At 69.4% G+C, this 25,055-nt stretch carries 23 protein-coding genes and 1 tRNA gene; 11 read left to right on the plus strand and 13 right to left on the minus strand.

What is annotated here, in order from left to right; genetic code table 11:
• The first annotated feature begins 216 nt into the window (after positions 1 to 216).
• A complete protein-coding gene (locus ASE44_RS05755) occupies positions 217 to 420 on the plus strand; it encodes a cold-shock protein (RefSeq protein ID WP_056006986.1) in 204 nt (67 codons plus the stop codon).
• Positions 421 to 604: 184 nt separating this feature from the next.
• Here the strand turns inward: ASE44_RS05755 and ASE44_RS05760 are convergent, their stop codons facing one another.
• On the minus strand, positions 605 to 1,306 hold the full coding sequence (locus tag ASE44_RS05760) for an SOS response-associated peptidase (protein ID WP_056006988.1): 702 nt from the start codon (positions 1,304 to 1,306) through the stop codon (positions 605 to 607).
• A gap of 141 nt (positions 1,307 to 1,447) precedes the next feature.
• Here ASE44_RS05760 and ASE44_RS05765 point away from each other — a divergent pair, with 141 nt between their 5' ends.
• From ASE44_RS05765 to ASE44_RS05795, 7 genes are all read left to right on the plus strand, one after another.
• Positions 1,448 to 2,182 (plus strand): hypothetical protein, encoded by a 735-nt coding sequence (locus ASE44_RS05765; protein ID WP_056778136.1) that lies wholly within the window; start codon positions 1,448 to 1,450, stop codon positions 2,180 to 2,182.
• Entirely contained in the window at positions 2,179 to 3,774 is a 1,596-nt protein-coding gene (locus ASE44_RS05770) for a DNA polymerase Y family protein (protein ID WP_056778139.1), read from the plus strand. The genes ASE44_RS05765 and ASE44_RS05770 overlap by 4 nt, the downstream gene beginning before the upstream one ends.
• 44 nt (positions 3,775 to 3,818) lie before the next feature.
• Positions 3,819 to 7,241 carry an error-prone DNA polymerase gene (locus tag ASE44_RS05775; protein ID WP_056778142.1) on the plus strand — a complete coding sequence of 1,141 codons (3,423 nt, stop codon included), beginning with the start codon at positions 3,819 to 3,821 and terminating at the stop codon, positions 7,239 to 7,241.
• 154 nt (positions 7,242 to 7,395) lie between these two features.
• Positions 7,396 to 7,872: a DapH/DapD/GlmU-related protein gene (locus ASE44_RS05780; protein WP_082455846.1), complete on the plus strand. Its 477-nt coding sequence runs from the start codon at positions 7,396 to 7,398 to the stop codon at positions 7,870 to 7,872.
• Positions 7,873 to 7,974: 102 nt separating this feature from the next.
• Positions 7,975 to 9,546 carry a polysaccharide biosynthesis tyrosine autokinase gene (locus ASE44_RS05785; protein ID WP_056007003.1) on the plus strand — a complete coding sequence of 524 codons (1,572 nt, stop codon included), beginning with the start codon at positions 7,975 to 7,977 and terminating at the stop codon, positions 9,544 to 9,546.
• Complete coding sequence (locus ASE44_RS05790; RefSeq protein WP_056778145.1) at positions 9,543 to 10,157, plus strand: hypothetical protein; 615 nt, start codon at positions 9,543 to 9,545, stop codon at positions 10,155 to 10,157. Before ASE44_RS05785 ends, ASE44_RS05790 begins: the two co-directional genes overlap by 4 nt.
• On the plus strand, positions 10,154 to 10,885 hold the full coding sequence (locus ASE44_RS05795; protein ID WP_056778148.1) for a GntR family transcriptional regulator: 732 nt from the start codon (positions 10,154 to 10,156) through the stop codon (positions 10,883 to 10,885). The genes ASE44_RS05790 and ASE44_RS05795 overlap by 4 nt, the downstream gene beginning before the upstream one ends.
• 77 nt (positions 10,886 to 10,962) lie before the next feature.
• Here ASE44_RS05795 and ASE44_RS05800 read toward each other — a convergent pair.
• The 4 genes from ASE44_RS05800 to ASE44_RS05815 form a co-directional block, all read right to left on the minus strand.
• Positions 10,963 to 11,034: transfer RNA gene (locus tag ASE44_RS05800), tRNA-Gln, on the minus strand.
• 91 nt (positions 11,035 to 11,125) lie between these two features.
• On the minus strand, positions 11,126 to 12,046 hold the full coding sequence (locus ASE44_RS05805) for an NAD(P)/FAD-dependent oxidoreductase (RefSeq protein ID WP_056778151.1): 921 nt from the start codon (positions 12,044 to 12,046) through the stop codon (positions 11,126 to 11,128).
• Positions 12,043 to 13,563, minus strand: coding sequence for a glutamate--tRNA ligase (gene gltX / locus ASE44_RS05810; RefSeq protein WP_056778154.1), 1,521 nt, complete (start codon positions 13,561 to 13,563; stop codon positions 12,043 to 12,045). Before gltX ends, ASE44_RS05805 begins: the two co-directional genes overlap by 4 nt.
• Positions 13,556 to 14,518 carry a LysR family transcriptional regulator gene (locus tag ASE44_RS05815; protein WP_056778157.1) on the minus strand — a complete coding sequence of 321 codons (963 nt, stop codon included), beginning with the start codon at positions 14,516 to 14,518 and terminating at the stop codon, positions 13,556 to 13,558. Before ASE44_RS05815 ends, gltX begins: the two co-directional genes overlap by 8 nt.
• A gap of 81 nt (positions 14,519 to 14,599) precedes the next feature.
• Between ASE44_RS05815 and ASE44_RS05820 the strand changes: the two genes are divergently transcribed.
• The gene (locus ASE44_RS05820) at positions 14,600 to 15,685 is read left to right on the plus strand and encodes an aminotransferase class V-fold PLP-dependent enzyme (RefSeq protein WP_056778158.1); all 1,086 of its coding nucleotides are present in this window, start codon (positions 14,600 to 14,602) and stop codon (positions 15,683 to 15,685) included.
• Here ASE44_RS05820 and ASE44_RS05825 read toward each other — a convergent pair.
• The 4 genes from ASE44_RS05825 to ASE44_RS05840 all read right to left on the minus strand — a co-directional run bounded on the left by ASE44_RS05825 (position 15,682) and on the right by ASE44_RS05840 (position 20,382).
• Complete coding sequence (locus tag ASE44_RS05825; RefSeq protein ID WP_056007024.1) at positions 15,682 to 16,446, minus strand: fumarylacetoacetate hydrolase family protein; 765 nt, start codon at positions 16,444 to 16,446, stop codon at positions 15,682 to 15,684. The two genes, ASE44_RS05820 and ASE44_RS05825, sit on opposite strands and share 4 nt — an antisense overlap.
• A gap of 78 nt (positions 16,447 to 16,524) precedes the next feature.
• Entirely contained in the window at positions 16,525 to 17,658 is a 1,134-nt protein-coding gene (locus tag ASE44_RS05830; protein WP_082455848.1) for a branched-chain amino acid aminotransferase, read from the minus strand.
• A 43-nt stretch (positions 17,659 to 17,701) separates the two neighbouring features.
• A complete protein-coding gene (locus tag ASE44_RS05835) occupies positions 17,702 to 18,757 on the minus strand; it encodes a 3-isopropylmalate dehydrogenase (RefSeq protein ID WP_056778161.1) in 1,056 nt (351 codons plus the stop codon).
• A 101-nt stretch (positions 18,758 to 18,858) separates the two neighbouring features.
• Positions 18,859 to 20,382, minus strand: coding sequence for an MFS transporter (locus tag ASE44_RS05840; RefSeq protein WP_235522554.1), 1,524 nt, complete (start codon positions 20,380 to 20,382; stop codon positions 18,859 to 18,861).
• A 114-nt stretch (positions 20,383 to 20,496) separates the two neighbouring features.
• On the opposite strand from ASE44_RS05840, the gene ASE44_RS19030 reads away from it, so the two are divergent.
• Positions 20,497 to 21,054, plus strand: a complete 558-nt coding sequence (locus ASE44_RS19030; protein WP_056778166.1) for a TetR/AcrR family transcriptional regulator — start codon at positions 20,497 to 20,499, stop codon at positions 21,052 to 21,054.
• A gap of 62 nt (positions 21,055 to 21,116) precedes the next feature.
• On the opposite strand, the gene serA is transcribed toward ASE44_RS19030, so the two are convergent.
• The 3 genes from serA to ASE44_RS05860 form a co-directional block, all read right to left on the minus strand.
• Complete coding sequence (gene serA, locus ASE44_RS05850; protein ID WP_056007036.1) at positions 21,117 to 22,709, minus strand: phosphoglycerate dehydrogenase; 1,593 nt, start codon at positions 22,707 to 22,709, stop codon at positions 21,117 to 21,119.
• A gap of 115 nt (positions 22,710 to 22,824) precedes the next feature.
• Positions 22,825 to 23,196 carry a hypothetical protein gene (locus ASE44_RS05855; RefSeq protein ID WP_157579807.1) on the minus strand — a complete coding sequence of 124 codons (372 nt, stop codon included), beginning with the start codon at positions 23,194 to 23,196 and terminating at the stop codon, positions 22,825 to 22,827.
• A 5-nt stretch (positions 23,197 to 23,201) separates the two neighbouring features.
• The gene (locus tag ASE44_RS05860; RefSeq protein WP_056778172.1) at positions 23,202 to 23,771 is read right to left on the minus strand and encodes a hypothetical protein; all 570 of its coding nucleotides are present in this window, start codon (positions 23,769 to 23,771) and stop codon (positions 23,202 to 23,204) included.
• A 70-nt stretch (positions 23,772 to 23,841) separates the two neighbouring features.
• Between ASE44_RS05860 and ASE44_RS05865 the strand changes: the two genes are divergently transcribed.
• Positions 23,842 to 24,228 (plus strand): DoxX family protein, encoded by a 387-nt coding sequence (locus tag ASE44_RS05865; RefSeq protein WP_082455849.1) that lies wholly within the window; start codon positions 23,842 to 23,844, stop codon positions 24,226 to 24,228.
• 45 nt (positions 24,229 to 24,273) lie between these two features.
• Here ASE44_RS05865 and ASE44_RS05870 read toward each other — a convergent pair whose 3' ends face one another.
• Positions 24,274 to 25,029 (minus strand): copper homeostasis protein CutC, encoded by a 756-nt coding sequence (locus ASE44_RS05870; protein WP_056778174.1) that lies wholly within the window; start codon positions 25,027 to 25,029, stop codon positions 24,274 to 24,276.
• Positions 25,030 to 25,055 lie beyond the last annotated feature (26 nt).

Below are 25,055 nucleotides of genomic sequence, written 5' to 3' on the forward strand. Positions count from 1 at the left end.
TCCGGGGAAAAGTCGCAGAATTCGTCAATCCGTTACCTGTTTGAGTTCCACTTGTGCGCCCTCATGGGCTAACGTGGATCGAAGTTGTTGTGTTGCGCAGGTATTTCAAGCCGCGTTTCCACCGATGGATACGCTGCTTTTCTGAGGAGCGAGCAAAGAACACCGCGACGAACGGTCCCGAAAGTCGGGAACGGTCACTCATGAAAGAGGAAATACATGTCAACTGGAACTGTGAAGTGGTTCAACGCCGAAAAGGGCTTCGGCTTCATCACCCCTGACGACGGCAGCGCCGACGTCTTCGCACACTTCTCCGCCATCGCGACGAGCGGCTACCGCTCGCTCGAGGAGAACCAGAAGGTCGAGTTCGAGACCAACCAGGGCCCCAAGGGCCTGCAGGCCGAGAACATCCGCCCCCTCTGATTCTCTGATCAGTCGGAGCTGACGATCCGAGTGGCCGGTCTTTCCAGCCCTCGCGTCTGAGACACCGAGAACCGCCCCTGACGTTCGCGTCAGGGGCGGTTCTGTGTCTCCAGGGGGTACGCGACCCGATGTCGACCGCGCCGTCGCCCGATCGCGCCGACGGCCCGATGTCGCGAGCGAGTGGTCAGTCCTGGACCGGGACGATGAGCTCGGGCCCGTCACCCTGCAACGGTGCGACACGGTGGAACACCAGTTGCTCCGCGACGTCGGTCGCAGCAAGCACCATCTCGTCGACCTCGTCCTGATCCGCCTCATGGTGCGGGTCGAGCCATTCGTCCCAGCACTCCGGAGGCAGGGTCACAGGCGTCCGCGGGTGCAGCCCCTGCAACGACCCGACGGCCGGGCGGGTGAGGATGGTCGCACTCAGCACCCACCGCCGCGGATCGTCGTCCGAGAGCGAGCGGTCCCGCCACCACGAATAGAGTCCGGCGAAGACGATCGGCTCACCGCCGGCCGTCTGCACGTAGTAGGGCGTCTTCACCGTTCCCTCGGTGTGCCATTCGTAGTATCCGGCGGCGGGGATGAGCGCACGGCGTCGCTTGAGCGAGTCCGCGAAGGTGGGCTTCGTGGTGATCTCCTCCGAGCGCGCGTTGAAGGTCGGGTACTGGCTCTTCAGCTCCGTGGCGAACGCCGGCACGAGCGACCATCGTGCGGATTCGAGGCGCCGGACCGCCGGCTCCGTCTTCGCCGAGTCGAGGATGATCGGGATCTGTTCCGTCGGGCGCACGTTGTACGAGGGCCCGGGCAGCTCGGCAGCCGCATGGTCGATGTCGAAGAGCTCGATCAGCTCTTCGGTGGATTCGGTCACGACGAAACGTCCGCACATGGGCCCAGCGTACCGGCCACCGACGACACACCGTGCCGCGTGTCGGTGGCCTCGGGGACCATGGTCCCACTGAGCGTCATCCGTCGGTGAACCCGGGTCGACCCGGTTGACTTGTTCGAAGATATGTTCGAATATTGAGCCATGGCCCTCCACGCACTCGTCGACTCCCCCGTGAGGGCGGACACCGCGACCGAGCTGCACGAGCTCCAGGGCCGGATCAAGCGGATGCAGGGGACCCGACTCGACACCAGGTCGCTGCCGACCGCCCCGGAACTCTCGGGACTCCTTCCCGGGGGCGCACTCCAGGCCGGCGGGAGCTACTCGGTCCTCGGTTCCACGGCACTCGCCATGTCCCTCATGGCCGGTCCATCCGCGGCCGGCACCTGGTGCGCCGTCATCGGCCTTCCAGCGTTCGGGATCGAAGCCGCGGCCTCCTCCGGGATCGATCTCGAGCGACTCGTCCTCGTCCCCCGGCCCGGGCCCGACTGGCTCACGGTCACCGCCGCCATGGCCGACGTCGCCGGGGTGCTCATCACGGCGCCCCCAGGCCGGATCGCGCCGAGCGACGCAGCACGGCTCGCCGCCCGGCTCCGCCAACGCGAGGCGGCACTCATCGTCCTCGGCTCCTGGCCGCAGAGCGACGCGACGCTCCGCGTGACCGAGAGCTCCTGGAGCGGCCTCGGCTCGGGTCACGGGCATCTCCTGCGTCGACGACTCACGGTCAGCTCGATGCTCGGGCAAGGTGGGGTCGGCAGGCCTCGCACCGCGCACCTCACCCTGCCCCTGGGGCCGCTCGACGACCGGGCCGAGCAGCCCTCCCGCACCAGGCTCGACGACGACACGGTCACCCGGCTCCCCATGGTGGTGAACCGATGACGATCGAGACGCCTGCCGAACTCGTCGAGCGCACGATGGTGCTCTGGTGTCCCGACTGGCCGATCGTGGCGGCGAGACTCTCCGGCACCCTGCCTCCGGACACCGCCGACGGTCCCCTCGCGCTGGTGGAGCACGGGGAGGTCCTCGCCTGCGACGCGATCGCTCGCCGAGCAGGAGTCCGGAGAGGGTTGCGCATCCGCGAGGCGGAGGCCCGGTGTCCGGAGCTGGTCACCGCAGACTACGACCCGGTCATCGACACCCGGGCGTTCGAACCGATCCTGCTCGGCATCGAAGCACTCATGCCGGGCGTCCAGCCCTACCGCGCCGGGCTCTGCGCCATCCGCTCCAGAGGTCCGAGCCGCTACTACGGCGGCGAGTCGGCTGCGGCGGACGTCCTCCGCGCCTGCCTCGACGACCTCGGTGTGCCCGACGCCCGGATCGGTATCGCCGACGGCCCGTTCGCCGCAGAACAGGCGGCCCGGTCGACCGTGGTCCAGCAGGACGACTCCCGGATCCTGATCATCCCACCGGGAGCGTCCTCGGCCTTCCTGGCCCCACTGCCGTTGACGACACTCGGACGCCCTGAACTCAGCACCCTGCTGCACCGACTCGGGATCAGCACCCTGGGAGCGTTCGGGTCGTTGCCCGCGACCGAGGTGCGCGACCGCTTCGGCGTCGACGGCGCCCGTGCCCACCGTCTCGCCGCCGGCGCGGACGCCAGGAGCGTCGTCCCCCGCGTCCCACCGACCGAGCTGAACGTCGCCGTCTCCTTCGAACCTCCACTCGACCGCATCGATCAGCTCACCTTCGGGTTCCGGCAGTCCGCGGAGCGGTTCATCGCCGGATTGACCGCGGCAGGACTCGTGACCACCGCGATCACGATCAGCATGCGCAGCGAACGTGGCGAGCGCTCCACCCGGACCTGGTTGCATCCGCGTTGGTTCACCGCCGGTGACGTCCTGGACCGGGTGCGTTGGCAGCTGCAGGGCTCATCGAACATCGACCACGGACTCGCCTCCCCCGTCGAGCTCGTCGAAGTCGTCCCGGAGACCCTCGACGACGCTGCGGAACACGAGGAAGGTCTCTGGGGTAGTGGTCCGGACGAACGCATCCACAGCGGGCTCGCCCGGGTCCAGAGCATGCTCGGTCACGACGGTGTCCTGACTGCCGTGCCGTCCGGTGGGCGTCTCCTCCTCGACCGCCGCATCCTCGTCCCCTGGGGCAGTGTCCCGCCGGGTGGCGGGGCCGCCGTGGCCGAACGTCGGAGCCGGCCGTGGCCCGGTACCATCCCCGGAGCAGCTCCCACGACCGTGTTCGACATCGCGGTTCCGGTCGAGGTGGTAGACGCGACGGGCAGAACGGTGGAGGTCGGCGAGCGCGGCACGCTGAGCGCACCACCCGCACGGTTCGCCGCCTTCTCCCACTGGCACGTCGTCGACGGTTGGGCCGGCCCCTGGAGCATCGACGAACAGTGGTGGGACGACGACGCCCACCGACACGTCCACCGTCTCCAGGTGGTGGACGACGAAGGCGACGCCTGGCTGCTCCTCCTGGAGGCGCAGCACTGGAGAGCCGAAGCACGGTACGACTGACCACATCCAGCCAGCACCCGAGCAGCATGACGAGAGGAACCCCCATGGGATGGAACAATCCCCCGGTGTCGTGGTCGGAGTTCGAGCGTCGCCTGTCCGACGCGAGCCGGCCGGCCGCCCTCCCGCTGGGGGCAGACGGCGGCGACAGCCCGGCCTGGTCCCGGAAGCGGGAGCCGTACGCCCCGGAGCCACCCAAGCCTCGGCCGGCGTCGACGACGGTCCCGTACGCGGAACTCCACGCTCACTCGAGCTTCAGCTTCCTCGACGGTGCGAGCCCCCCGGAACGTCTCGTCGAGGAGGCCGCAGCACTCGGGCTGCACGCTCTCGCCCTCACCGATCACGACGGGTTCTACGGGGTCGTCCGCATGGCCGAGGCGGCTGAACGGTTCCCCGACCTCCGGACCGTCTACGGTGCGGAGCTGTCGATCGGACTCGACCGGCCGCAGAACGGCGTCCCGGATCCCGTCGGTCATCATCTGCTCCTGCTCGCCCGTCGGGCCGAGGGCTATCACCGCCTCGCCGGCGCAATCACGGACGCGCAGCTCGCCGAGGGCGCTGAGAAGGGACACCCGATCTACGACCTCGAGCGACTCGCCGCGTCCGTCGCGGGCTTCGTGACCGTCCTCACCGGATGCCGGAAGGGATTCGTCCGCACCGCATTGCGCGAACAGGGTATGGAGGCCGCGGCCGCCGCGGTCGACCGACTCGTCGCGCTGTTCGGTCCGGAGCACGTCGTCGTGGAACTGAGCGACCACGGCCATCCGGAGGACTCGGCGGAGAACGACGCGCTCGCCGAGATCGCCGCCCTGCTCGACCTCACCGTCGTGGCGACCGGGAACGTCCACTACGCGACCCCTGATCAGCATCGGCTGCAGACCGCGTTGTCCGCCGTCAGAGCCCGTCGGAGTCTCGAGGAGCTCGACGGTTGGCTGCCTGCCGCCGGTGCCGCTCATCTCCGGAGCGGTGCCGAGATGGCGGCGCGGTTCGCGAGATACCCCGGGGCGGTCGCACGAAGCGTCGAACTCGCCGACGACCTCGCGTTCAGTCTGCGGGCCGTCCGCCCGAACCTCCCCCGCCAACGCGTCCCGGAGGGGCACACCCCGATGAGTTGGTTGCGGCACCTCGTCCTCGAAGCCGTCCCCGTGAAGTACCCGAACGCCACGCCGGAGCACCTCCGACGCATCGACCGCGAACTCGAGGTCATCGAGCAGAAGGACTTCCCGGGGTACTTCCTGATCGTGCACGACATCGTGAGCTTCGCCCGCAGCCGTGGCATCCTCTGTCAGGGCCGCGGCTCGGCCGCGAACTCGGCCGTCTGCTATCTGCTCGGGATCACCGCCGTCGACTCGATCTTCTACGAGTTGCCCTTCGAGCGGTTCCTCTCCAGCATGCGCGAGGAGGAGCCCGACATCGACGTCGACTTCGACTCGGACCGCCGCGAGGAGGCCATCCAGTACGTGTACGAGACCTACGGACGCCGCAATGCGGCCCAGGTCGCCAACGTCATCAGTTACCGGCCGAAGTTCGCCGTCCGGGACACGGCGAAGGCCCTCGGCTACAGCCCCGGCCAACAGGACGCCTGGTCCAAGCAGGTCGAGCGCTGGGGTGGTGTGATGTCGAGCACCGACCACGACATCCCGGACCGCGTCGTCGGCCTCGCTCAGGAGATGCTGACCCTGCCCCGGCATCTCGGCATCCACTCCGGCGGCATGGTGCTGACCGACCGCCCGGTCGGCGAGGTGTGCCCGATCGAACACGGTCGGATGGACGGCCGTACGGTCCTCCAATGGGACAAGGACGACTGCGCCTGGATGGGACTCGTGAAGTTCGACCTCCTGGGCCTCGGCATGTTGTCGGCCATCCAGTACTGCTTCGACCTCGTCGCCGAACACACCGGAGAGCGCTGGACGTTGGAGACCATCCCGAAGGACGAAGCGGGGGTCTACGACCAGCTCTGCCGGGCCGACACCATCGGCGTGTTCCAGGTGGAGAGCCGTGCACAGATGGGGATGCTCCCCCGGCTTCTCCCCCGACGGTTCTACGACCTGGTCATCGAGGTGGCCATGATCCGCCCGGGCCCGATCCAGGGTGGCGCCGTGCACCCCTACCTGCGACGGAAGACCGGCCAGGAACCCATCACCTACCTCCACCCGAGCCTCGAGCCGGTCCTCGAACGCACCCTCGGCGTCCCCCTGTTCCAGGAGCAGCTGATGCAGATGGCGATGGCCGTCGGTGGGTGTTCCGCCGAAGACGCCGACCTGCTCCGGCGGGCGATGGGATCCAAGCGCGGCGAGGAGAAGATCGAGAGCCTCAAGGACACGCTCTATCTCGGCATGGCCGGTAACGGCATCGTCGGCGCGGACGCCGATGCGGTCTACGCGAAGATCCAGGCCTTCGCGAACTTCGGCTTCGCGGAGAGCCACTCCCTGAGTTTCGCCCTGCTCGTCTACGTGAGCGCGTGGTTGCGACTGCACTACCCCGGCGCCTTCCTGGCGGCACTGCTCCGAGCGCAGCCGATGGGGTTCTATTCGCCCATGACCCTGGTCGCCGACGCCCGACGACACGGCGTCCCGGTGCTCCGCCCCGACCTGCACCGCTCGGGGGCTCAGGCCGGCCTCGAGGCGCTCGATCCGGACGCGGACCCGGGCACGCCGATCGCCCCCGGGGGACGCCCTCGCTGCCTCGAACAGGAGCAGGGACCGACGGGCGACTTCGACCCGCACCTCCCGGACGACTCCGCCGGCCACCGGCGCGACGGAGGACTCGCCGTCCGACTGGGGCTCTCCTCCGTCCAGGGGATCGGTGAGGAACTGGCAAAGCGCATCGTCGCCGAGCGGGAACGCGGCGGGCTCTTCTCGAGCCAAGCCGATCTGGCGAGGCGGATCGGCCTCAGCTCGTCCCAGTTGGAGGCGCTGTCCGCGGCCGGCGCCTTCGAGGGGTTCGGGCTGACGCGTCGCGAGGCGATGTGGGGTGCCGCCCAGGCGAGCAGACACCGACCAGATCAGCTCGAGGGGACGTTTACGACGGTGCAACCGCCACTGCTGCCGGTCCCGACACCGGCCGAGCAGCTGATCTCCGACATCTGGGCGACCGGGATGTCGACCGACGACCATCCCATCCGTCATGTACGGACGGAGCTGCGGCGTCGAGGTGCCCTGCGATCCGACGAGCTCCTGACGGCGCAGACGGACCGCCGCGTGGAGGTGGGGGGCATCGTGACGCATCGTCAGCGACCGGCGACTGCGAGCGGGATCACCTTCATGAACCTCGAGGACGAAGCCGGGCTCGTCAACGTGATCTGCAGCGTCGGTGTCTGGAACCGGTATCGCCGGGTGGCGAGGGAGGCACCGGCCATGGTGGTCAGGGGCATGTTGGAGCGCTCACCGGAGGGGATCGTCAACCTGGTGGCGGATCGCCTCGAGGCTCTCCGGATCGGGGCGAACACCCGCTCGCGGGACTTCCAGTGAACGGTTCCGACCAATCCACAATCCGGTGGGATTCCGAACTCCTCCTACAGCAGAACACGAGACTCATGGGATTCCCAGGCACGGCCGGGGAAGGAATGACCGGGAGCTTCCGGGCGTTGTCCCCAGTGTTGAGTAGACCAGAAGGGGGTCACCCATGGCGAGAGTGTACGAAGAGATCGAAGGCCGCACCGGTGAGGTGGAGCGATACCGCCACCACCCGAACGGCAAGGGCATGGTCGCAGCTCGTGCACTGATCGATCCGACGGCGTTCATCGAACGGACGACGTTCGTCGAGGCGGACGCGGACATCCGCGCCAATGCCTGGATCGGTGCCGGGACCTGGATCGATCGGTCCGCAGTGATCGGTGAGGGCGCCTTCATCGGCGCGAACGTCCACATCGGCGAGCGCTGCGTCATCGGTCGCGGCGCCAGGGTCGGAAGCGATGCGCGCTTGGGGGCGGACGTGCACGTCGCGCACGGCGCCAGCGTCGACCGAGATGCCCGGGTGGCCGATAGCGCCCTCGTCGGCGCAGAACGTCCCGTCATGACGGAACCGACCGTCCGGCAGACGAACCGCGCGCCACGTCGGCCTCGCGCGAGCGGCACCGACCGGTTCGGCAAGGCGGCCTGAGCACTCGTTCCATCACCCCGTGAAGGGCCCGGACTCGATGAGTACGGGCCCTTCGTCGTCGTGCCACCACGTGCCAGACATCCGATATGCTAATATACCAGGATGGATCTCAAGGACTACCTGCGCATCTTCCGCCACCGGTGGCTGCTCATCGTCGCCATCACGGCCGGCATCGCGGCGCTGGCCCACGGGTACACCCTCGTCACCAAGCCCGTCTATCAGTCGACGGCCCAGCTGTTCGTCGCCGTCAAGAGCGGCGACTCGGTGGGCGAACTCAACCAGGGCAACACCTTCGCGCAGAGCCGCGTCTCCTCCTACGTCATCCTGGCGACCGGCTCCACCGTGCGCACCATGGTGGCCGAACGGCTCGACCTCGACCCCGCCACCCTGGTCGGCGCGATCTCCGCAGCCAACCCCGCCCAGTCGGTGCTGATCAACATCTCGGCCCTCGACAGCGACCCGGTGGCGGCGGCCCGCATCGCCAACACCGCCTCCGAGGTCCTCGTCGACCTGGTCGACGACGTCGAGAGCACGGATGCCGCATCGTCGACCGATGCAGCCGGGGGCCCGACCCCGGTCGGACTCACGATCGTCGAGCAGGCCTCACCGCCCTGGTCCCCGGTCGCACCCAACCCGCTGCAGAACCTCGCCGTCGGCGTGTTCATCGGTCTCGCCCTCGGCGTCGGAACCGCGCTCCTCATCGAGGTCCTGGACACCCGGCTGCGCGGCCGAGCCGCGATCGAGAAACTCACGGACACCAGCATCCTCGGCACCTTCACGGCCGAGCCCGCTGATACACCGCAGCTCATCCTCGGCTCGACGGAGAGTTACAGCCGGCGGGCCGAGAGCTTCCGCCAGCTCCGGACCCACCTGCAGTTCGCCTCCATCGACGGCGGGCTCCGAAGCGTCATGGTCACGTCCTCCATCCCCGGCGAGGGGAAGACCACCACCGCGGCGAACCTCGCTCTCGTCCTCGCCGAGGCGGGGAACTCGGTCCTCCTCGTCGACGCCGATCTGCGACGCCCCCGCCAGCACGAGCTGTTCGGATTGGAGGGCTCGGTCGGGCTGACGACGGTCCTCACCGGACGGATCAGCCTCGACGAGGCGGCGCAGTCCGTCAACGGCGCCGGACGTCTGGCCGTCCTCACCTCCGGGGAGCTCCCACCCAACCCCAGCGAACTCCTCGGGTCTGCCGCCATGGAACGGGCCCTGGCCGAGATGGAGCGCACCTTCGACGTGGTCGTCGTCGACACCCCGCCACTCGTGAACGTCTCGGACCCCACCGCACTGTCGACGCTCGCGAGCGGTGTCCTGCTCGTCGCCTCCGCCGACGGACGCCTGCACCGCGACCAGCTCCGTCAATCCCTCGAGAACCTGAGTTTCGTCCAGGCCAAGCTCCTCGGCGTCGTCCTCAATCGTGTCGAGGCCTCCCGTGGCGGGCAGTCCTACTCGTACTCCTACTACGACCGGATCCCGGAACCCGGGACGACCGCCCCGAAGCGACGCACCCGTCGGAAGACCGCGCCCACGGATGCGCCCGACACCCGCCGTCCCGCTGCGGCACCCGCTCTCCGACGCACGCCCGAACAGCAGCAGGCGCAACGCGAGCTGCCCGGAGTGACGCCCCCGGTCGACAGCTCGTCGAGCCGTCGATCACGACGGGAACGAGTATGAGCGCGACGCCAGACCCGACACCGACTCGGATCCTCATGGTCTGCACAGGCAACATCTGTCGTTCTCCGTACGCCGGGTTCCTGCTGGCCGGCGGGCTTCGCGACATCGATGTGTCCGGGTTCGAGGTGCGGAGTGCGGGGACGAGGGCGATGGGCGGACAACCGATCGATGCCTCGAGCATGGCCCTCCTCGGACCACTCGCCGCTGCGACCGACGGGTTCGTCGCGACGCAGCTGACCGCGGAGATGATCCGTCGCCAGGACGCCGTTCTGACGATGACGAGGGACCAGCGTGGCGCCGTTCTCCGCCTCCAGCCCGATGCGTTGCGGAGGACCTTCACCCTGCGCGAGTTCGGTCGGCTCCTCGACACCGTGGAGGTCGCCGGACTCCCCCGGGACCGCGCGGAGCGGTGGCGACGGCTCCTGCCCGAACTGGCGGCGAACCGGACGAGCGCACGCATCCCGGACCCGGCCGACGACGACGTCATCGACCCCTTCGGCCAGGGCGAAGCAGCCTTCCGGGAGATGGCCCGGCAGATCGCGCCGGCGACGGAGCGCATCGTCGCCTTCGAACGGACCGCCGCCGACCTCGCCGAGCGGGATCCCCGATGAACGCCCAGTCGGCCCGGACTGATCCGGTCTCGGATCGCCGTCTCCTACGCCAGAACGTCTTCGAACGTCTCCTGGCGGAGATCATCGACGGCCGACTGGCACCGGGACGCCGCCTCCGGGACGACGAGCTCACTGCGCTGCTCGGCGTGTCGAGGACGCCGCTCCGGGAAGCCCTGGCCCGACTCGACGGCCTCGGCCTCGTCCAGACGGCTCCCAATCGGTTCACGCGGGTGGCTCCGCTCGCCAGTGGGTCGCTGTTCGAGGTGATCGACCTGCTCGACGCCCTCGTCCCCCTGCTGGTGCAGCGCATCGTGGAGCGGCTCGATGACGACACCCTCCTCGAGGCGGAGTACCTCGAGCGGCGGATCGCCCGGCTCCCGGTCGAGGAGACGACGCGGGCGGTGGGTCTGCTGTTGAGCTTCGGCGAACGACTGCTCGACGACCTCGAACTCATCCCCTCGGTCATCACATCGGCGATGATCGCGCTCGTCCGGTACGCGGTGCAGCGACCGGTGGTCCTCATCGACGCCGGCGGGATCCCAGCGGTGCAAGCGGTCCTGCAGGCACTCCTCGACCACGACCCCGCGGCGATGACCCGCCATGCCGAAGTGTTCCTGCGTCGACTCGCCGGAGCGATCCGTGCGACCTGGTCGGATGCGGGAGCAAGCGCTCCGGATCGGGAGTCCGTGGATCAGCAGCAACGCCCGGAGCCGGTCGAGGAGGCCTGACCCGTCCGACGCGACACCTGATCCAACGACGAAGGCCCGCGATGTTCGCGGGCCTTCGTCGTGATTCTGCTGTCTTGCTGGGGTACCTGGACTCGAACCAAGAACAACTGAACCAGAATCAGTCGTGTTGCCAATTACACCATACCCCACTGTCTGAACCGAAGCCCCGACCGAAGAACAACACTAGCCTACGGAGCCGATCGTCTCAAATCGGTGCGTTCCGGGCGCGTCGCGGCAGGTTCAGCTGGGGACGCCGGCGAGGTCCCGGTTGAGCGCTCGAGCCACCCGCGCACCGTTTCCGGCGGCCACGATGAGCTGTTGCGGGCCGGGTGGTGTGATGTCGCCGGCGGCGTACACCCCGGGCACGGTCGTGCGACCCCAAGCATCGACGACCACATAGCCGTCGGTGTCGCGGTCGAGCGCCAGCGGCAGCAGGTACTCGAGCGGAGCGGACCATTCCGGCCGCACGAAGCCGCCAGACCGCTCGATGAGCGTCCCGTCGGCGAGCATCACCCCGGAGAACCCGTCGCGACCGCCGGCCAGCTCGGCGACCGCACCGCGCTCGACCCGGATGCCCGCAGACGCCAGCGCGGCCTCCTCCGGCTCGGTGACGGTGTCGGACCCGTTGGTGAAGACGATCAGATCGGACGACCACTGCGCGATGAGGATCGCCCACTCGGCCAGGTCCGCCGACTCGCCGATGAGGGCGAGCGGTGCGTCAGCCTTCTCGAACCCGTCGCACTCGACGCAGCTGTGCAGGTCCGTCCCGTAGAACGCCCGCATGTTGCCGACCTTCGGCAGGGTCTCCGTGAGCCCGCTGGCCACGACGACGGTGCGGGTCACGACGTCGCGGTCCGGCTCGCCACGGACGCCTTGGGCGACGACCCGAAATCCGTCAGGAGTCGCCTCGACCGTCTGGACCGCCGCGAACTGGATCTCGGCGTTCCCGTAGGCAGCGACCTCCTCGCGCCCCAGCCGCCGCAGATCGAGCGGTGGGACACCGTCGCGCGTGAGGAAGCCGTGGGAGCGGAGCGTCGCGGCATGGCGTGGACGGTTGCCGTCGAGCACGAGGACTCGACGCCGCGCCCGAGCGAGGTTCAGCGCGGCAGAGAGCCCCGCCGGGCCTCCACCGATCACGACGACGTCGTAGGCGTCGTTCATGACGCGAGGTGCGTGGAGAGCCGATCCAGTCGCGCGATCGATTCCGTCTTCCCGAGGATCTCGAGGGATTCGAAGAGCGGCGGCGAGATCCGGCGACCGGATGCCGCGACGCGGAGCGGACCGTAGGCGATCCGGGGCTTCAGGCCGAGCCCCTCGATGAGCGCGCCGGCGAGCGCCTCCTGGATCGAGGCCGCGGTCCACTCGGCCTCGGGGATGAGCTCGAGCGCACCGATGGAGGCCGCGAGGACCTCACCCGCGTTGGCGGGGAGCCCCCGCAGCGCGTCGTCCTGGTAGTCGAGCTCGGCGGCGCCGACGAACAGGAACCCGAGGAGCGCCGGGACCTCGCCCAACAGCGCGATGCGCTCCTGCACGAGCGGTGCGGCCTGCTCGAGGATCGCCTGCTGGACGTCGGGAACGGGCTCGCTCACCACGCCGGCATCCACGAGATACGGGACGATGCGGCCGAGGAAGTCCGCGGGCTCCAGCAACCGGATGTGGTCCCCGTTGATCGATTCCGCCTTCTTGAGGTCGAACCGGGCCGGGTTCGGATTCACGTCGACGACGTCGAAGGCCGCGATCATCTCTTCGATCGAGAACACGTCCCGGTCGCCGCTGAGCGACCACCCCAGAAGCGCGAGGTAGTTGATGAGCCCCTCCGGCACGAAGCCGCGGTCCCGGTGGTGGAAGAGGTTCGCCTCGGGATCGCGCTTCGAGAGCTTCTTGTTGCCCTCCCCCATCACGTAGGGCAGGTGACCGAACCTCGGGACGAAGGTGGTGAGGCCGATGTCGATGAGCGCGTGGTACAGCGCGATCTGACGAGGCGTCGACGGCAGCAGGTCCTCGCCGCGGAGCACGTGGGTGATCTGCATGATGGCGTCGTCGACGGGGTTCACGAGGGTGTAGAGCGGCTTGCCGTTCGGACGCACGAGGACGAAGTCGGTGAACGAGCCGGCCGGGAAGGTGATCTCGCCGCGGACGAGGTCGTCGAAGCTGAGGTCGTCGTCCGGGACCCGGAGGCGGAGCGCCGGCTCACGACCTTCAGCTCGGAAGGCTGCACGCTGCTCGTCGGTGAGGTCGCGGTCGAAGTTGTCGTAGCCGAACTGCTTCGGTCGCCCCGCCGCCTCGTTGCGCGCGTCGATCTCCTCGGCGGTCGAGAAGCTCTCGTAGAGGTGCCCGGCCGCGGTCAGTCGCGCGATGACGTCGGCGTAGATGTCGCTGCGCTCGGACTGCCGGTACGGCGCGTGGGGTCCGCCGACGCCGACACCCTCGTCCCAGTCGAGCCGCAGCCAGGTCAGCGCGTCGACGAGCTGTTCGTAGCTCTCCTCGCTGTCGCGGGCCGCATCGGTGTCCTCGATACGGAAGACGAGCTTGCCGCCCGTGTGGCGGGCGTAGGCCCAGTTGAACAGGGCCGTGCGGACGAGGCCGACGTGCGGCGTGCCGGTCGGTGACGGGCAGAACCGGACGCGGACGTCGGAACCGGAAGCCGTGGAGAAGGGGTGCGTAATCGTGTCAGACATCGACTGTCATCCTACTCGGGCCACCCACGGACGCGGCGATGCGCAGGAGTGCCGCGACCGCCGGGATGCGGTCCGCATGCGCCGCGCTCACGAGGTGCAGCGCGCGATCGTCCCCGTTCCGCGTCGGCCGGACGACGACGCCTTCGGGGAGCCGGGCCGCCGAAAGTGCGAGCGACGGGAGGAGTGCGACGCCGAGGCCTGCCGCGACGAGCGCGGTGACGGCGATCGCGTTGTCGGTCTCGTGGGCGATGTCCGGCTCGAAGCCGCTGGACCGACAGAGTCCCAGGAGGTGACCACGACACCGCGGGCAACCGGCGATCCACCGCTCGCCGGCGAGCGCCGCGAGGTCGACCTGCTCGTCGGCCGCCCGCGGATGGTCGATCGGCAGCACGAGACGCATCGGATCGGAGCCGAGGCGGTGCACCTGCAGCCCGGCGGCGCTCGCACGGTGCGGATCGTCGGGATCGCCCGGATAGCTGAAGGTGATCGCCACGTCGGCCTCACCGGCTCGGACCGCCGCCACGGCTTCCGGCGGTTCGGCCTCGACGAAGGAGACGCCCACACCCGGAACCTCGTCCGACACGCGCGCGAGCAACCGCGGGACGAGCATGGAGGAGGCCGAGGGGAAGGCCACGAGCCGCACCCGTCCGCTCCGCAGCCCGGCGAGCGCCGCCACCTCCTCCGTGGCCGCCCGGAGCGCGCGGTCCACCGCTTCGGCGTGCTCGGCGAGGATCCGGCCCGCGTCGGTCAGGCGGACCCCGCGGCCGACGCGCTCGACGACCGGCATGCCGAGACGTCGCTCGAGGCGTCTGAGGTGCTGACTCACGGCCGGTTGGCTCGATCCGAGCTGGTGGGCGGCGGCAGTGATCGAGCCGGTCGCGGCGATGGCCCCGACGACGAGCAGGGACCCCGCGTCGAGCGACGTCGAGGCGGGGAGGGGGGTGAGGGCCGACATGGGAGAAGCATAATGCAGCGTTATGGATCGCATCGTGAGCCTGTCCTTGTCCTATGGATCGTCGACGAAGACACTGGAGCCATGGCCCATACGACCTTCGACGAAGCGCGGACCTCCTTCCCCGAGGGGTCCGGCTATCTGGCCGCATGCACGCTCGGGCTGCCGACGACCGGGACGGTCGACGCCTTGACCGCCGACCTCTCGGCCTGGCAGGAGACCCGAACGGACGCCGCGTCCTACGGACGGGTCGTGGAGGACGTTCGCCGTTCGTACGCGGATCTGGTCGGCGTCTCCGTGCGCGACGTCGCGATCGGGTCTCAGACCTCTGCCATGGTCGCGATGATCGCGGCGTCCGTCCCCGACGGAGCCGAGGTCCTCTGTGTCGAGGGTGATTTCAGCTCGCTCGTCGCGCCGTTCCTCATGCAGGCACACCGAGGCGTCAGGGTGCGTCACGCGCCCCTCGCCGAGCTCGCCGACCACGTCGACGCGTCGACCTGGCTCGTCGCCTACTCCGCGGTCCAGTCGGCGACCGGGGCGGTCGCGGATGCGACGGCGATCCGGGCGGCTGCGCGGGCACACGGCGCACTGACGCTCAACGACCTCACGCAGGCGGCCGGCTGGCTCCCCGTCGACGCCGCCGCCGACGACATCACGGTGTGCCACGCCTACAAATGGCTCTGCGCCCCCCGAGGGGTGGCGTTCCTGACGGCGCGCGAGGCCGTCCTCGACCGCCTGCGACCGAGTCAGGCCGGCTGGTATTCGGGCGAAGACGTCTGGTCCTCGTGTTACGGCCCCTCGCTCCATCTCGCCGACAGCGCACGACGCTTCGACGTCTCCCCCGCCTGGCAGGCCTGGGTCGGTGCCGCACCGGCCATCGCCCTCTTCGCTGAGCTCGACGCGTCGGCTGTGTACACCCACGACACCGGGCTGGCAGCGGCACTCCGGGCGGGCATCGGCGACCGCCGATCCCTCCTCACCGGTACCCCCTCGGCCATCGTGACCTGGCTGGATCCGGACGGCGAGGATCTCCGCTCCATGCAGTCGGCCGGGATCACCGCCTCCGGTCGGGCGGGTCGGGCCAGGGTGGCGTTCCATCTCTGGAACACCGACGACGACGCCGCTGCGGTGCTCGACGCCCTCGAGACCCGGCCGGCCCGGGTGCTCTAGGGGCGGCGACCGGTGTTGCGCAGGATCCCGATACCGGAGACCTCGACCTCCACGACCTGACCGTCGGTGAACTCTCCGACGCCGGCCGGTGTCCCGGTCAGGATGACGTCGCCCGGGAGGAGCGTCCAGACGGACGAGGCGTACTCGACGATCGCACCGATCGAGTGGACCATGTCCGACAGCGGCGCGTGCTGGCGGACCTCGCCGTCGACCCTCGTCTCGATGGTCGCACCGTCGAAGGAGAACTCCGTCTCGATGTACGGGCCGAGCGGGCAGAACGTGTCGAAGCCCTTGGCCCGTGCCCACTGGCCGTCGGCCTCCTGCAGATCGCGTGCCGTGACGTCGTTGGCGATCGTGTAGCCGAAGATGACCTCGTCTGCGCGCTCTGCGCTCACGTTCTTCGCGACGCCGCCGATGACGATGGCGAGCTCACCCTCGAAGTCGATGCGCTCGGACTGCTTGGGGAACACGACCGCGTCGCCAGGACCGACCACCGAGGTGTTGGGCTTCAGGAAGAGGAGCGGCTCGGAGGGAGCCTCCCCGCCCATCTCGGCCGCATGGTCACGGTAGTTCTTGCCGACGGCGACGACCTTGGAACGAGGGATGACCGGCGCGAGCAGGACCGCATCCGCGAGCGGGACGCGCTCCCCCGTCGGTTCGAAGCCCGAGTAGAGCGGATCGCCGTCGAGGACGACGAGATCCGCATCGTCGATGATGCCGTAGCGGATGGCCTGATCGTGACTGAAGCGAGCGATTTTCACCAGGCCAGCCTATCCCGAGGGACGCGGAGGACACGGAAGCCCCGCACGAGGTGCGGGGCTTCCCAGGGTGCTCGGAGCCTATTCGGCGCTCGAGGACGTCTCAGCGTCGAGTCGGGTCATCCACCCGTGGCGGTCCGGCAGACGTCCGTACTGGATGTCCGTCAGCTCCTGCCGCAGGGACATCGTCAGTTCTCCGGCGGGTGCGTCTGCGTCTCCGACGGTGAAGTCCCGTGCCTTCAGCTGCGCGATCGGGGTGACGACCGCGGCGGTGCCACAGGCGAACACCTCGACGATGTCGCCGCTCTCGACGCCCTCACGCCATTCGTCGATCGTGACCCGACGACGCTCGACCGGGTGACCGCGGTCCGCAGCGAGCTGGAGGATGCTGTCGCGGGTGATTCCTTCGAGGATCGAGTCGGACTCGGGCGTGACGAGGGTGCCGTCCTTCTTGACGAGCACGACGTTCATCCCGCCGAGCTCCTCGATGTAGGTCGCCTCCTGCGCGTCGAGGAAGAGGACCTGAGCGCAGCCCTGTTCGTAGGCCTCAGCCTGCGGCAGCAACGACGACGCGTAGTTCCCACCCGTCTTCGCCGCACCGGTGCCGCCCTTGCCGGCGCGGCTGTAGTCGGTCGATAGCCAGATCGACACGGGCGTCACGCCTCCGGTGAAGTAGGCGCCGGCCGGGCTGGCGATGACGTAGTAGTTCACCTTCTTGGCGGGGCGGACGCCGAGGAAGGCCTCCTTGGCGAACATGAAGGGCCGGAGGTACAGGCTGGTCTCCGGCGCGGACGGCACCCACGAGCCGTCGACCGCGATGAGCTGCTTGATCGACTCGACGAAGTACTCGACGGGGAGCTCCGGCAAGGCGAGTCGCTTGGCCGAGCGCTGCAGGCGTCGGCCGTTCGCGTCCGGCCGGAACGACCAGATGGACCCGTCGGCATGGCGGTAGGCCTTCAGCCCCTCGAAGATCTCCTGGGCGTAGTGCAGGACCGCGGCGGCCGGATCGAGTGAGATCGGGCCGTAGGGCTGGACACGGGGCCGGTGCCAACCGCCGTGCTCCGACCAGCAGATGTCGACCATGTGGTCGGTGAAGTGCTGGCCGAACCCGGGGGCGGCGAGGATCGCGTCGCGCTCGGCCGCCGGCACGGGCTGCTCGTTCGGGGTCACGGTGAAGGCGAGTTCGCGCCGTGCCATGGGGAGGTTGATCGTCATGATGGTGTCTTCCGTCTGGATCTGCGTGTCAGGTGGGCGTCGTCTACCGCTTCGCCGCGAGGGCCGCGATCGCATCGCCGACCTCGGTCGTCGAACGCGCTGCGCCCGTGCGGGCGGCGATGTCGGCGGTGACGGCAGTGGCCACTCGTGCCGCCTCGGTCTCGAAGCCGAGATGCGACAGCATCAGGGAGACGGAGAGGATGGCGGCGGTCGGATCGGCCAGCTGCTTCCCGGCGATGTCGGGCGCCGATCCGTGGACGGGCTCGAACATGCTCGGGTACGTGCCGTCCGGGTTGATGTTTCCCGAGGCCGCGAGACCGATGCCGCCGCTGATCGCGCCGGCCAGATCGGTGAGGATGTCGCCGAAGAGGTTGTCCGTGACGATGACGTCAAATCTAGCAGGATCGGTGACGAGGAAGATCGTGGCGGCGTCGACGTGGAGGTAGTCGACCGCCACGTCGGGGAACTCGGCGGACACGGCGTCGACGACGCGCTTCCAGAGCGATCCGGCGAAGACCAGGACGTTGGTCTTGTGCACGAGGGTCAGCTTGCCCCGGCGAGCGGCCGCGGCGGCGAACGCGTAACGGACCACGCGCTCCACGCCGTAGGCCGTGTTCACCGAGACCTCGTTCGCGACCTCGTGCGGCGTTCCTTGGCGGATCGCCCCGCCGTTGCCGACGTAGGGCCCCTCGGTCCCCTCGCGGACGACGACGAAGTCGACCGCCCCGGGCTCGCGCAGCGGGCTGGGCACCCCCGGGTACACGACGGTCGGTCGCAGGTTGACGTAGTGGTCGAGGCTGAAGCGGAGCTTCAGGAGCAGGCCGCGTTCGATGTTCGCGTTCGCGAGCCGGGGGTCGCCGGGCACGCCGCCGACGGCGCCGAGGATGATGGCGTCGTGCGAGGCGATCGCGGCGAGGTCGGCTTCGGTCAGCACCTCGCCCGTCTCGAGGAATCGGGCGGCACCGAGGGAGAACGGGGTCTGCTCGAATCGCGCCTCGCCGCCCTCGATCGCGGCGTCCAGCACCTTGAGCGCCTCGCCCACGACCTCGGGACCGATCCCGTCGCCGGGGATGACTGCGAGCTTGACGGTGCGGGACATGGGACTCCTGAGGGTGCGACGACGGTGTGCGCCCAGCTTAACGCCTGGCACCACGACGCGGTCGTGCCACCCGAGCCCGGGTGGCACGACCGACGAGCGCCTTACCGGACGCGGCGCAGACCGATCGCCGCGACGAGCATGGCGGCGACGATGAGGCCGACCCCGATCCACGCCGCGACGCCGACGCCGCTGTCGAAGGCGTGCCGTGCCGACTCCATCAGCGCACCGGCCAGGTCGCCCGGGAGCTGCTCCGCGACGGTCGCCGCTCCACCGAGGGTCTCCCCCGCCGCCTGCTGCTGGACGGCGGTGAGCCCGTCCGGCAACACCACCGAGGAGCGGTAGGACGCGGTGAGCACCGTCCCGAGGGTCGCCGTGCCGAGGACCGCACCGAGTTCGTAGGCGGTCTCGGACACGCCGGACGCGGCACCGGCCTTCTCCGGCGGTGCACTCGCGATCACGAGTTCGTTCGACACCGTCTCGGCGGATCCGATGCCGAGGCCGAGCGCGACGAACGCGAGTCCGATCCCGAAGGCCGAGACGTCGCCACCGGTGATCGCAATGGACGCGTACCCGACGGCCGAGACGACGAGGGCGACGGGCACGACGATCCCCGGGCGGACCCGCTTCGAGATGGGCACGATCACGAGACCGGCGACGATCATCACGATGAGACCTGGCAGCAGGACGAGGCCGGCGTCGAGTGGCGCCAGACCGAGGACCAGCTGCAGGTGCTGCGACACGAAGAACAGACCACCGACGAGCGCGGTCACGCTGAGCAGGTTGATGACCACGGCGCCACTGAACGAGGCTCGCCGGAAGAGACTGAGATCCAACAGCGGGTGCTCGAGCCGGAGCTGTCGCCGGATGAACAGGATGCCGCTCGCGACGCCGACGACGATCGAGACGACGGTGACGACGTCGAAGCCGGCCTCGGCCAGGTGCTTGACGCCGAACACGAGCGGAGTCATCGTCACGAGGATGAGCACGATGCTCGGAACGTCGATGCGACCCGGATCCGGGTCCTTGGACTCGGGGATGAGGAACGGTGCGAGCACGACGAGCGGCAACAGTACCGGCACCGCCAGCAGGAACACCGCGCCCCAGGCGAAGTGCTCGAGGATGACACCACCGACGATCGGTCCGAGCGCACTGCCGGCGGCGAACCCACTGGCCCACACGGCGATCGCGAACCGTCGCTGGTCGCGGTCGAGGAAGATGTTCCGCAGGAGCGAGAGCGTGGACGGCATCAGCATCGCGCCGAAGAACCCGAGGGCAGCCCGGGCCGCGATCAGGAGCTCCGCACTGGGCGCGAAGGCGGCAGCGACGGAGACGACACCGAAGCCGATGGACCCGATGAGGAGGAGCCGACGGCGACCGATGCGGTCGCCGAGGCTGCCCATCGACACGAGCAGGCCGGCGAGGACGAGCGGGTAGACGTCGACGATCCAGAGCAGCTGGGTTCCGGACGGCGTGAGTGCGCTCGAGATGGCGGGCAACGCGAAGTTCAGGACCGTGTTGTCCACCGACACCAGGAGCACGGGGAGCATGAGGACGGCGAGCGCGAACCAGGCTCGTCGACCGGCGCGCGGAGCGAGGACGGCGGTGGGTTCGGTTGCGGTGGACACGATGACCTCTTTCGGAGCGTGGAGAACGGCGCCGGTCGGGCGCCGCCTGCTCGACTATACCGTCCAGCCGGTATAGTATCAATCCGAACCCGACCAGCCGAATACGATGGAGCCATGGCGAAGCAGACCGCAGCCCGAGAACGCGTCCTCGACGCCTTCGCCGACCTGCTCATCGAACAGGGCGAACGCGCTGCGACCCTCGATGCCGTCGCCGCCGCGGCCGGGGTCTCCAAAGGTGGACTGCTCTACCACTTCGGCAGCAAGGACGCCCTCGTCGACGGCCTCATCGAGCGACTCGCGGAGATGAGCGAGGCCGACACGGCGCGGATGCTCGCGGCCCCGGAGGGCGTCGTCGAGTACTTCGTGCGGACCTCCGTCGACTGCGGCACCCCGTTCGACCGGACGATCATCGCCGTCGCGCGGCTGGCGCAGGGACAGCACGCGCAGGCGAGCGAGGCCATGTCCCACATCCGGCGCAGCTGGCTGCGCACCGTGGAGGACGCCGTCGGCGATCCCGACACCGCCCGCGCGATCGTGCTGATGTCGGACGGCCTCTACGCCAACACCGCACAACTCGGCATGGGGGTCAGCGACCCCGACGAGGGCAGTGACGAGTCGATCGAACGGCTGCTCGCCGTCATCGCGCGGCTCCTGCCCACACCCTCCCACTGACCGTCCGGAGACGACGACGCCCCACCCCGGCACCGACCGGGGTGGGGCGTCGTCGATGGGTGCTACTGCTCGGTGATGTCGATCTCGCGCAGGAGCGTGGCGTCGATCGTCTCGCGGATGACCTCGAGCACGTCGTCGGCGACGGGTGAGTCGACCGTCAGCACGCTGAGCGCCGGTCCGCCGGCCTCGTGCCGGGCGATCTGCATGCCGGCGATGTTGATGCCGGCCTCGCCGAACCGCTGGCCGTAGACCGCCACGATTCCGGGACGGTCCGTGTAGACCATGACGATGTGGTGCTTGGCGAACGGCACCTCGACGTCGTACCCGTTGATCTCGACGATCTTCTCGATCTGCTTCGTCCCGGTCAGGGTGCCGGAGACGGAGATCTGCGATCCGTCGCTCAAGGCGCCGCGCAGCGTGATGACGTTCCGGTACTCCTCGCTCACCTCATCGGTGAGGAGTCGGGCGACGACGCCGCGCTGCTCGGCCAACAGCGGCGCGTTCACGTAGGACACCGTCTCGCTGACGATGTTCGTGAAGATCCCCTTGAGTGCGGCGAGCTTCAGAACGCTGACGTCGTAGCCACTGAGCTCGCCGTGCACCTCGACGTCGACGCTCGTCAGCGACGAGGTCGACAGCGAGGCGAACACCTGTCCGAGCTTCTCCACGAGCGGGATACCGGGACGGACGTACGGGTCGATGACGCCACCGGCGACGTTGACCGCGTCGGGGACGAGTTCGCCACCGAGGGCGAGTCGCACGGATTTGGCGACGGACACGCCGGCCTTCTCCTGTGCTTCGTCCGTCGAGGCGCCGAGGTGCGGCGTGACGATGACGTTCTCGAGGCCGAGCAGCTTCGTGTCCGTGGGCGGCTCGGTGACGAAGACGTCGAGACCGGCGCCGGCGATCACACCGTTCGAGAGCGCCTCGTAGAGGGCGTCCTCGTCGATCAGACCACCGCGGGCGACGTTCACCACGTAGGCCGTCGGCTTCATGAGTGCGAACTGCGGGCCGGCGATCATGCCCGTCGTCTCCGGCGTCTTCGGCATGTGGATCGTGATGAAATCGGACTGAGCGAGCAGTTCGTCCAACGTGACGAGCTGCACGCCGAGCTGCTGCGCACGCGCCGACGTGACGTAGGGGTCGTAGGCGATGACGTTCGTGCCGAACGCCTGGAGGCGGGCGGTGATGAGCGCGCCGATCCGACCGAGACCGATGATGCCGATGGTCTTCTCGTACAGCTCCGTGCCGGTGTACTTGGAACGCTTCCACTGCCCCTGGGCGAGCGCGGCGTGGGCTGCCGGGATGTGGCGAGCGAGGCTCAGGATGTGGCCGACGGTGAGTTCGGCCGCGGAGATGATGTTCGACGTCGGCGCGTTGACGACCATGACACCCGCCGTCGTCGCGGCCTTGATGTCGACGTTGTCGAGGCCGACCCCGGCGCGGGCGATCACCTTGAGACGGGTCGCCGCCTGGATCGCCTCCTCGTCCACCTTGGTGGCGGAACGCACGAGGATCGCGTCCGCATCGGCGATGGCGTCGAGCAGCGCAGGGCGGTCCGTCCCGTCGACGGAGCGCACCTCGAAGTCGGGCCCGAGGGCGTCGACGGTGGCTGGTGAGAGTTCTTCGGCGATCAGTACGACCGGTTTCGACACGGAACGGTTCCTTCGCAGTAGCAGTGGGGTGGGCAGCGCGTCGGTGTCCGGCGGCCGTCGCAAGCCTATCGGAGGCGCACTCGGCGGTTCGTCGTGTGACGCCGCCGCCGGTGGTTCAGGCGGAGAGGTCGATGAGCTGCTGGGCGCCGAACATCGCGAGGATCGACAGTGAGACGGCCGCGACCACGCAGAGCGCGACGAGGTATCTGACCGCCTGCTCCCCCAGTGAGCGCCCGCGACCCGTCCGGTACGCGATCGCGAAGGCCACGATCGGGAGGAGGAGGCCACCGATGAGGACCACCCAGCCGAGCGGGAGGACCGGGACGCCGAGGCCGTCCGCCGTTCCGAGGATGCCGACGAGGTTGCCGACGCCTTCGAAGACGTCGTACGCGAAGAACAGGCCGAACAGGACGGCGATGCACCAGCTGAACCAGGAGGGGCGAGGGGTGGTGGGCTTCGGAGCGGTGTCCGCACGGGTCGAGGGCATCGCGATCACACTCCTCGGAGGAACGGCCAGGGCAGGATGAGCAGGACGCCGAGGAGGAGCATGGCGATCCGGACGAGTGGCCTGCCGCCACGCGTCAGCCAGAGGGTCGCGGCCATCCAGACGGGTCCGGCGGCGACCGCCAAACCCTGCCCGAGGTCGAACATGAAGCGGCCGACCGCGTCGCTCGGGGGTGCGGCGTCCGGCCGGAACGCCGAGATGAGCCAGCCGACGCTGTAGAGCAGGAACACGCCGCCGAAGATGCCGAGGGTCACGAGCATCACCGAGCTCATCTGCTCACGCTCCGCGACGGCAGGCCCGGTCGGCACCCGATCGGCTGCAGCCACCTCGTCCGGCTCGGACTGCTGCTCGGCCTCCTCGGGGGTCGCCGGAACGGAGGCCGAGGTAACGGGGGCCGAGGGGACCGATTTGTCGAGCCGCGCGGCCGGAGCGGGGGTCTCGAGCGCCTCACTCGAGGGCGCTCCTCCTCGGCTTCGCTCGCCTGACGCTGAAGGGTCGAGCGTCGGATCGTCGTCTCCGGCCCAGCTCAGCGCGTCGTCGTCCCGCTGTTCCGTCATGCCGCCAGCCTATCGTCGCTGAAGCGTCCTCAGGTGCGACGGCCGGCCCGCGACGGAGCACAATGGCACGGTGAACCCGTTCTCCATCCTGCAGTCCATCCTGACGATCGTCCTCGCGCTCATGTTCGTCGGGATGGGCCTCCTCCACTTCCTCCCCGGCCCGGGGAGGACCATGGCCGCGATGATCCCCGACCGGCTCCGCGGCACCACTGTCACCCCGCGGCTGCTGGTCCTCTTCACCGGCGTCTGCGAGATCGCCGGCGGTCTCGGCCTGCTGATCCCAGCGACGAGGATCGCCGCGGTCTGCTGCCTGATCGTGTTCCTCATCGCCGTCTTCCCGGCCAACGCCGCCGCCGCCCGGCAGCCCGCCCGGTTCGGTCGCCTCGCGGTCCCCCTCGTGCCGCGGCTGATCGGCCAGCTCGTGCTGATCGCCGCACTCGTCGCCGTGGCGATCTGACGACCCGGACCGATCAACCTGCTGCCGGCGGACGGCCGGCGACCGTCACACCGCGACGGCGGCGCGGCGGACCGCTGCGACGGCTCGGGCGACCGTCGTCGCGTCGGTGATGTCGTAGCTCGGGGATCCGCCGCCAGGACCCGTCTCGGTGACCCGCCCGGCCCGGCGTCGGGCGGAGAGGTGCACCGCGTCGACCCCGGCGCTGGCGAGCGTCGGGATCGCGTCGATCGTCACTCCCCCGCCGGCCATGATCTCCATCGAGCCGTCACCGTTCGACGCCATCGCCGCGAGCTTCTCCGCGCCGTCGATGCTCGCTCGCGCGCCACCCGACGTCAAGAGGCGGTCGACCCCGGCGTCGCGGAGCTCGTCCGCGGCGCGGACCGGGTCGAGCGTCGCGTCGACGGCACGGTGGAACGTCACGGCAAGCGAACCGGCGGCCTGCCGTAGTTGCGCCAACGCCTCCGTGTCGATCGTGCGATCGGCCCGGAGGGTGCCGACGACGATCCCTGCAGCACCCGCCGCCTCCAAGGCGAGGATGTCGCCCGACATGACCTCGATCTCGGCCGGTGTGTAGACGAACCCGCCTTCACGAGGCCGGACCAGGACGTGGACGAAGTCACCGAGCCCGGCCTCGTCCGCCGCCCGGACCGCGGCCATGACGAGGCCGATGGACGGGGTGAGCCCGCCGGACCCGAGGGCCTGGCAGAGCTCGACCCGCTGTGCACCCTCGCGGATGGCGATGCGGACCCCCTCGAGGTCCTGGACAGCGATCTCGACGGCGATTGGCGACTGGGAGCTCATTCGGACCATTGTTCCAGGGATCCCCT

Origin of the sequence: Plantibacter sp. Leaf1, assembly GCF_001421315.1 — a bacterium.
Classification (GTDB): Bacteria; Actinomycetota; Actinomycetes; order Actinomycetales; family Microbacteriaceae; genus Plantibacter.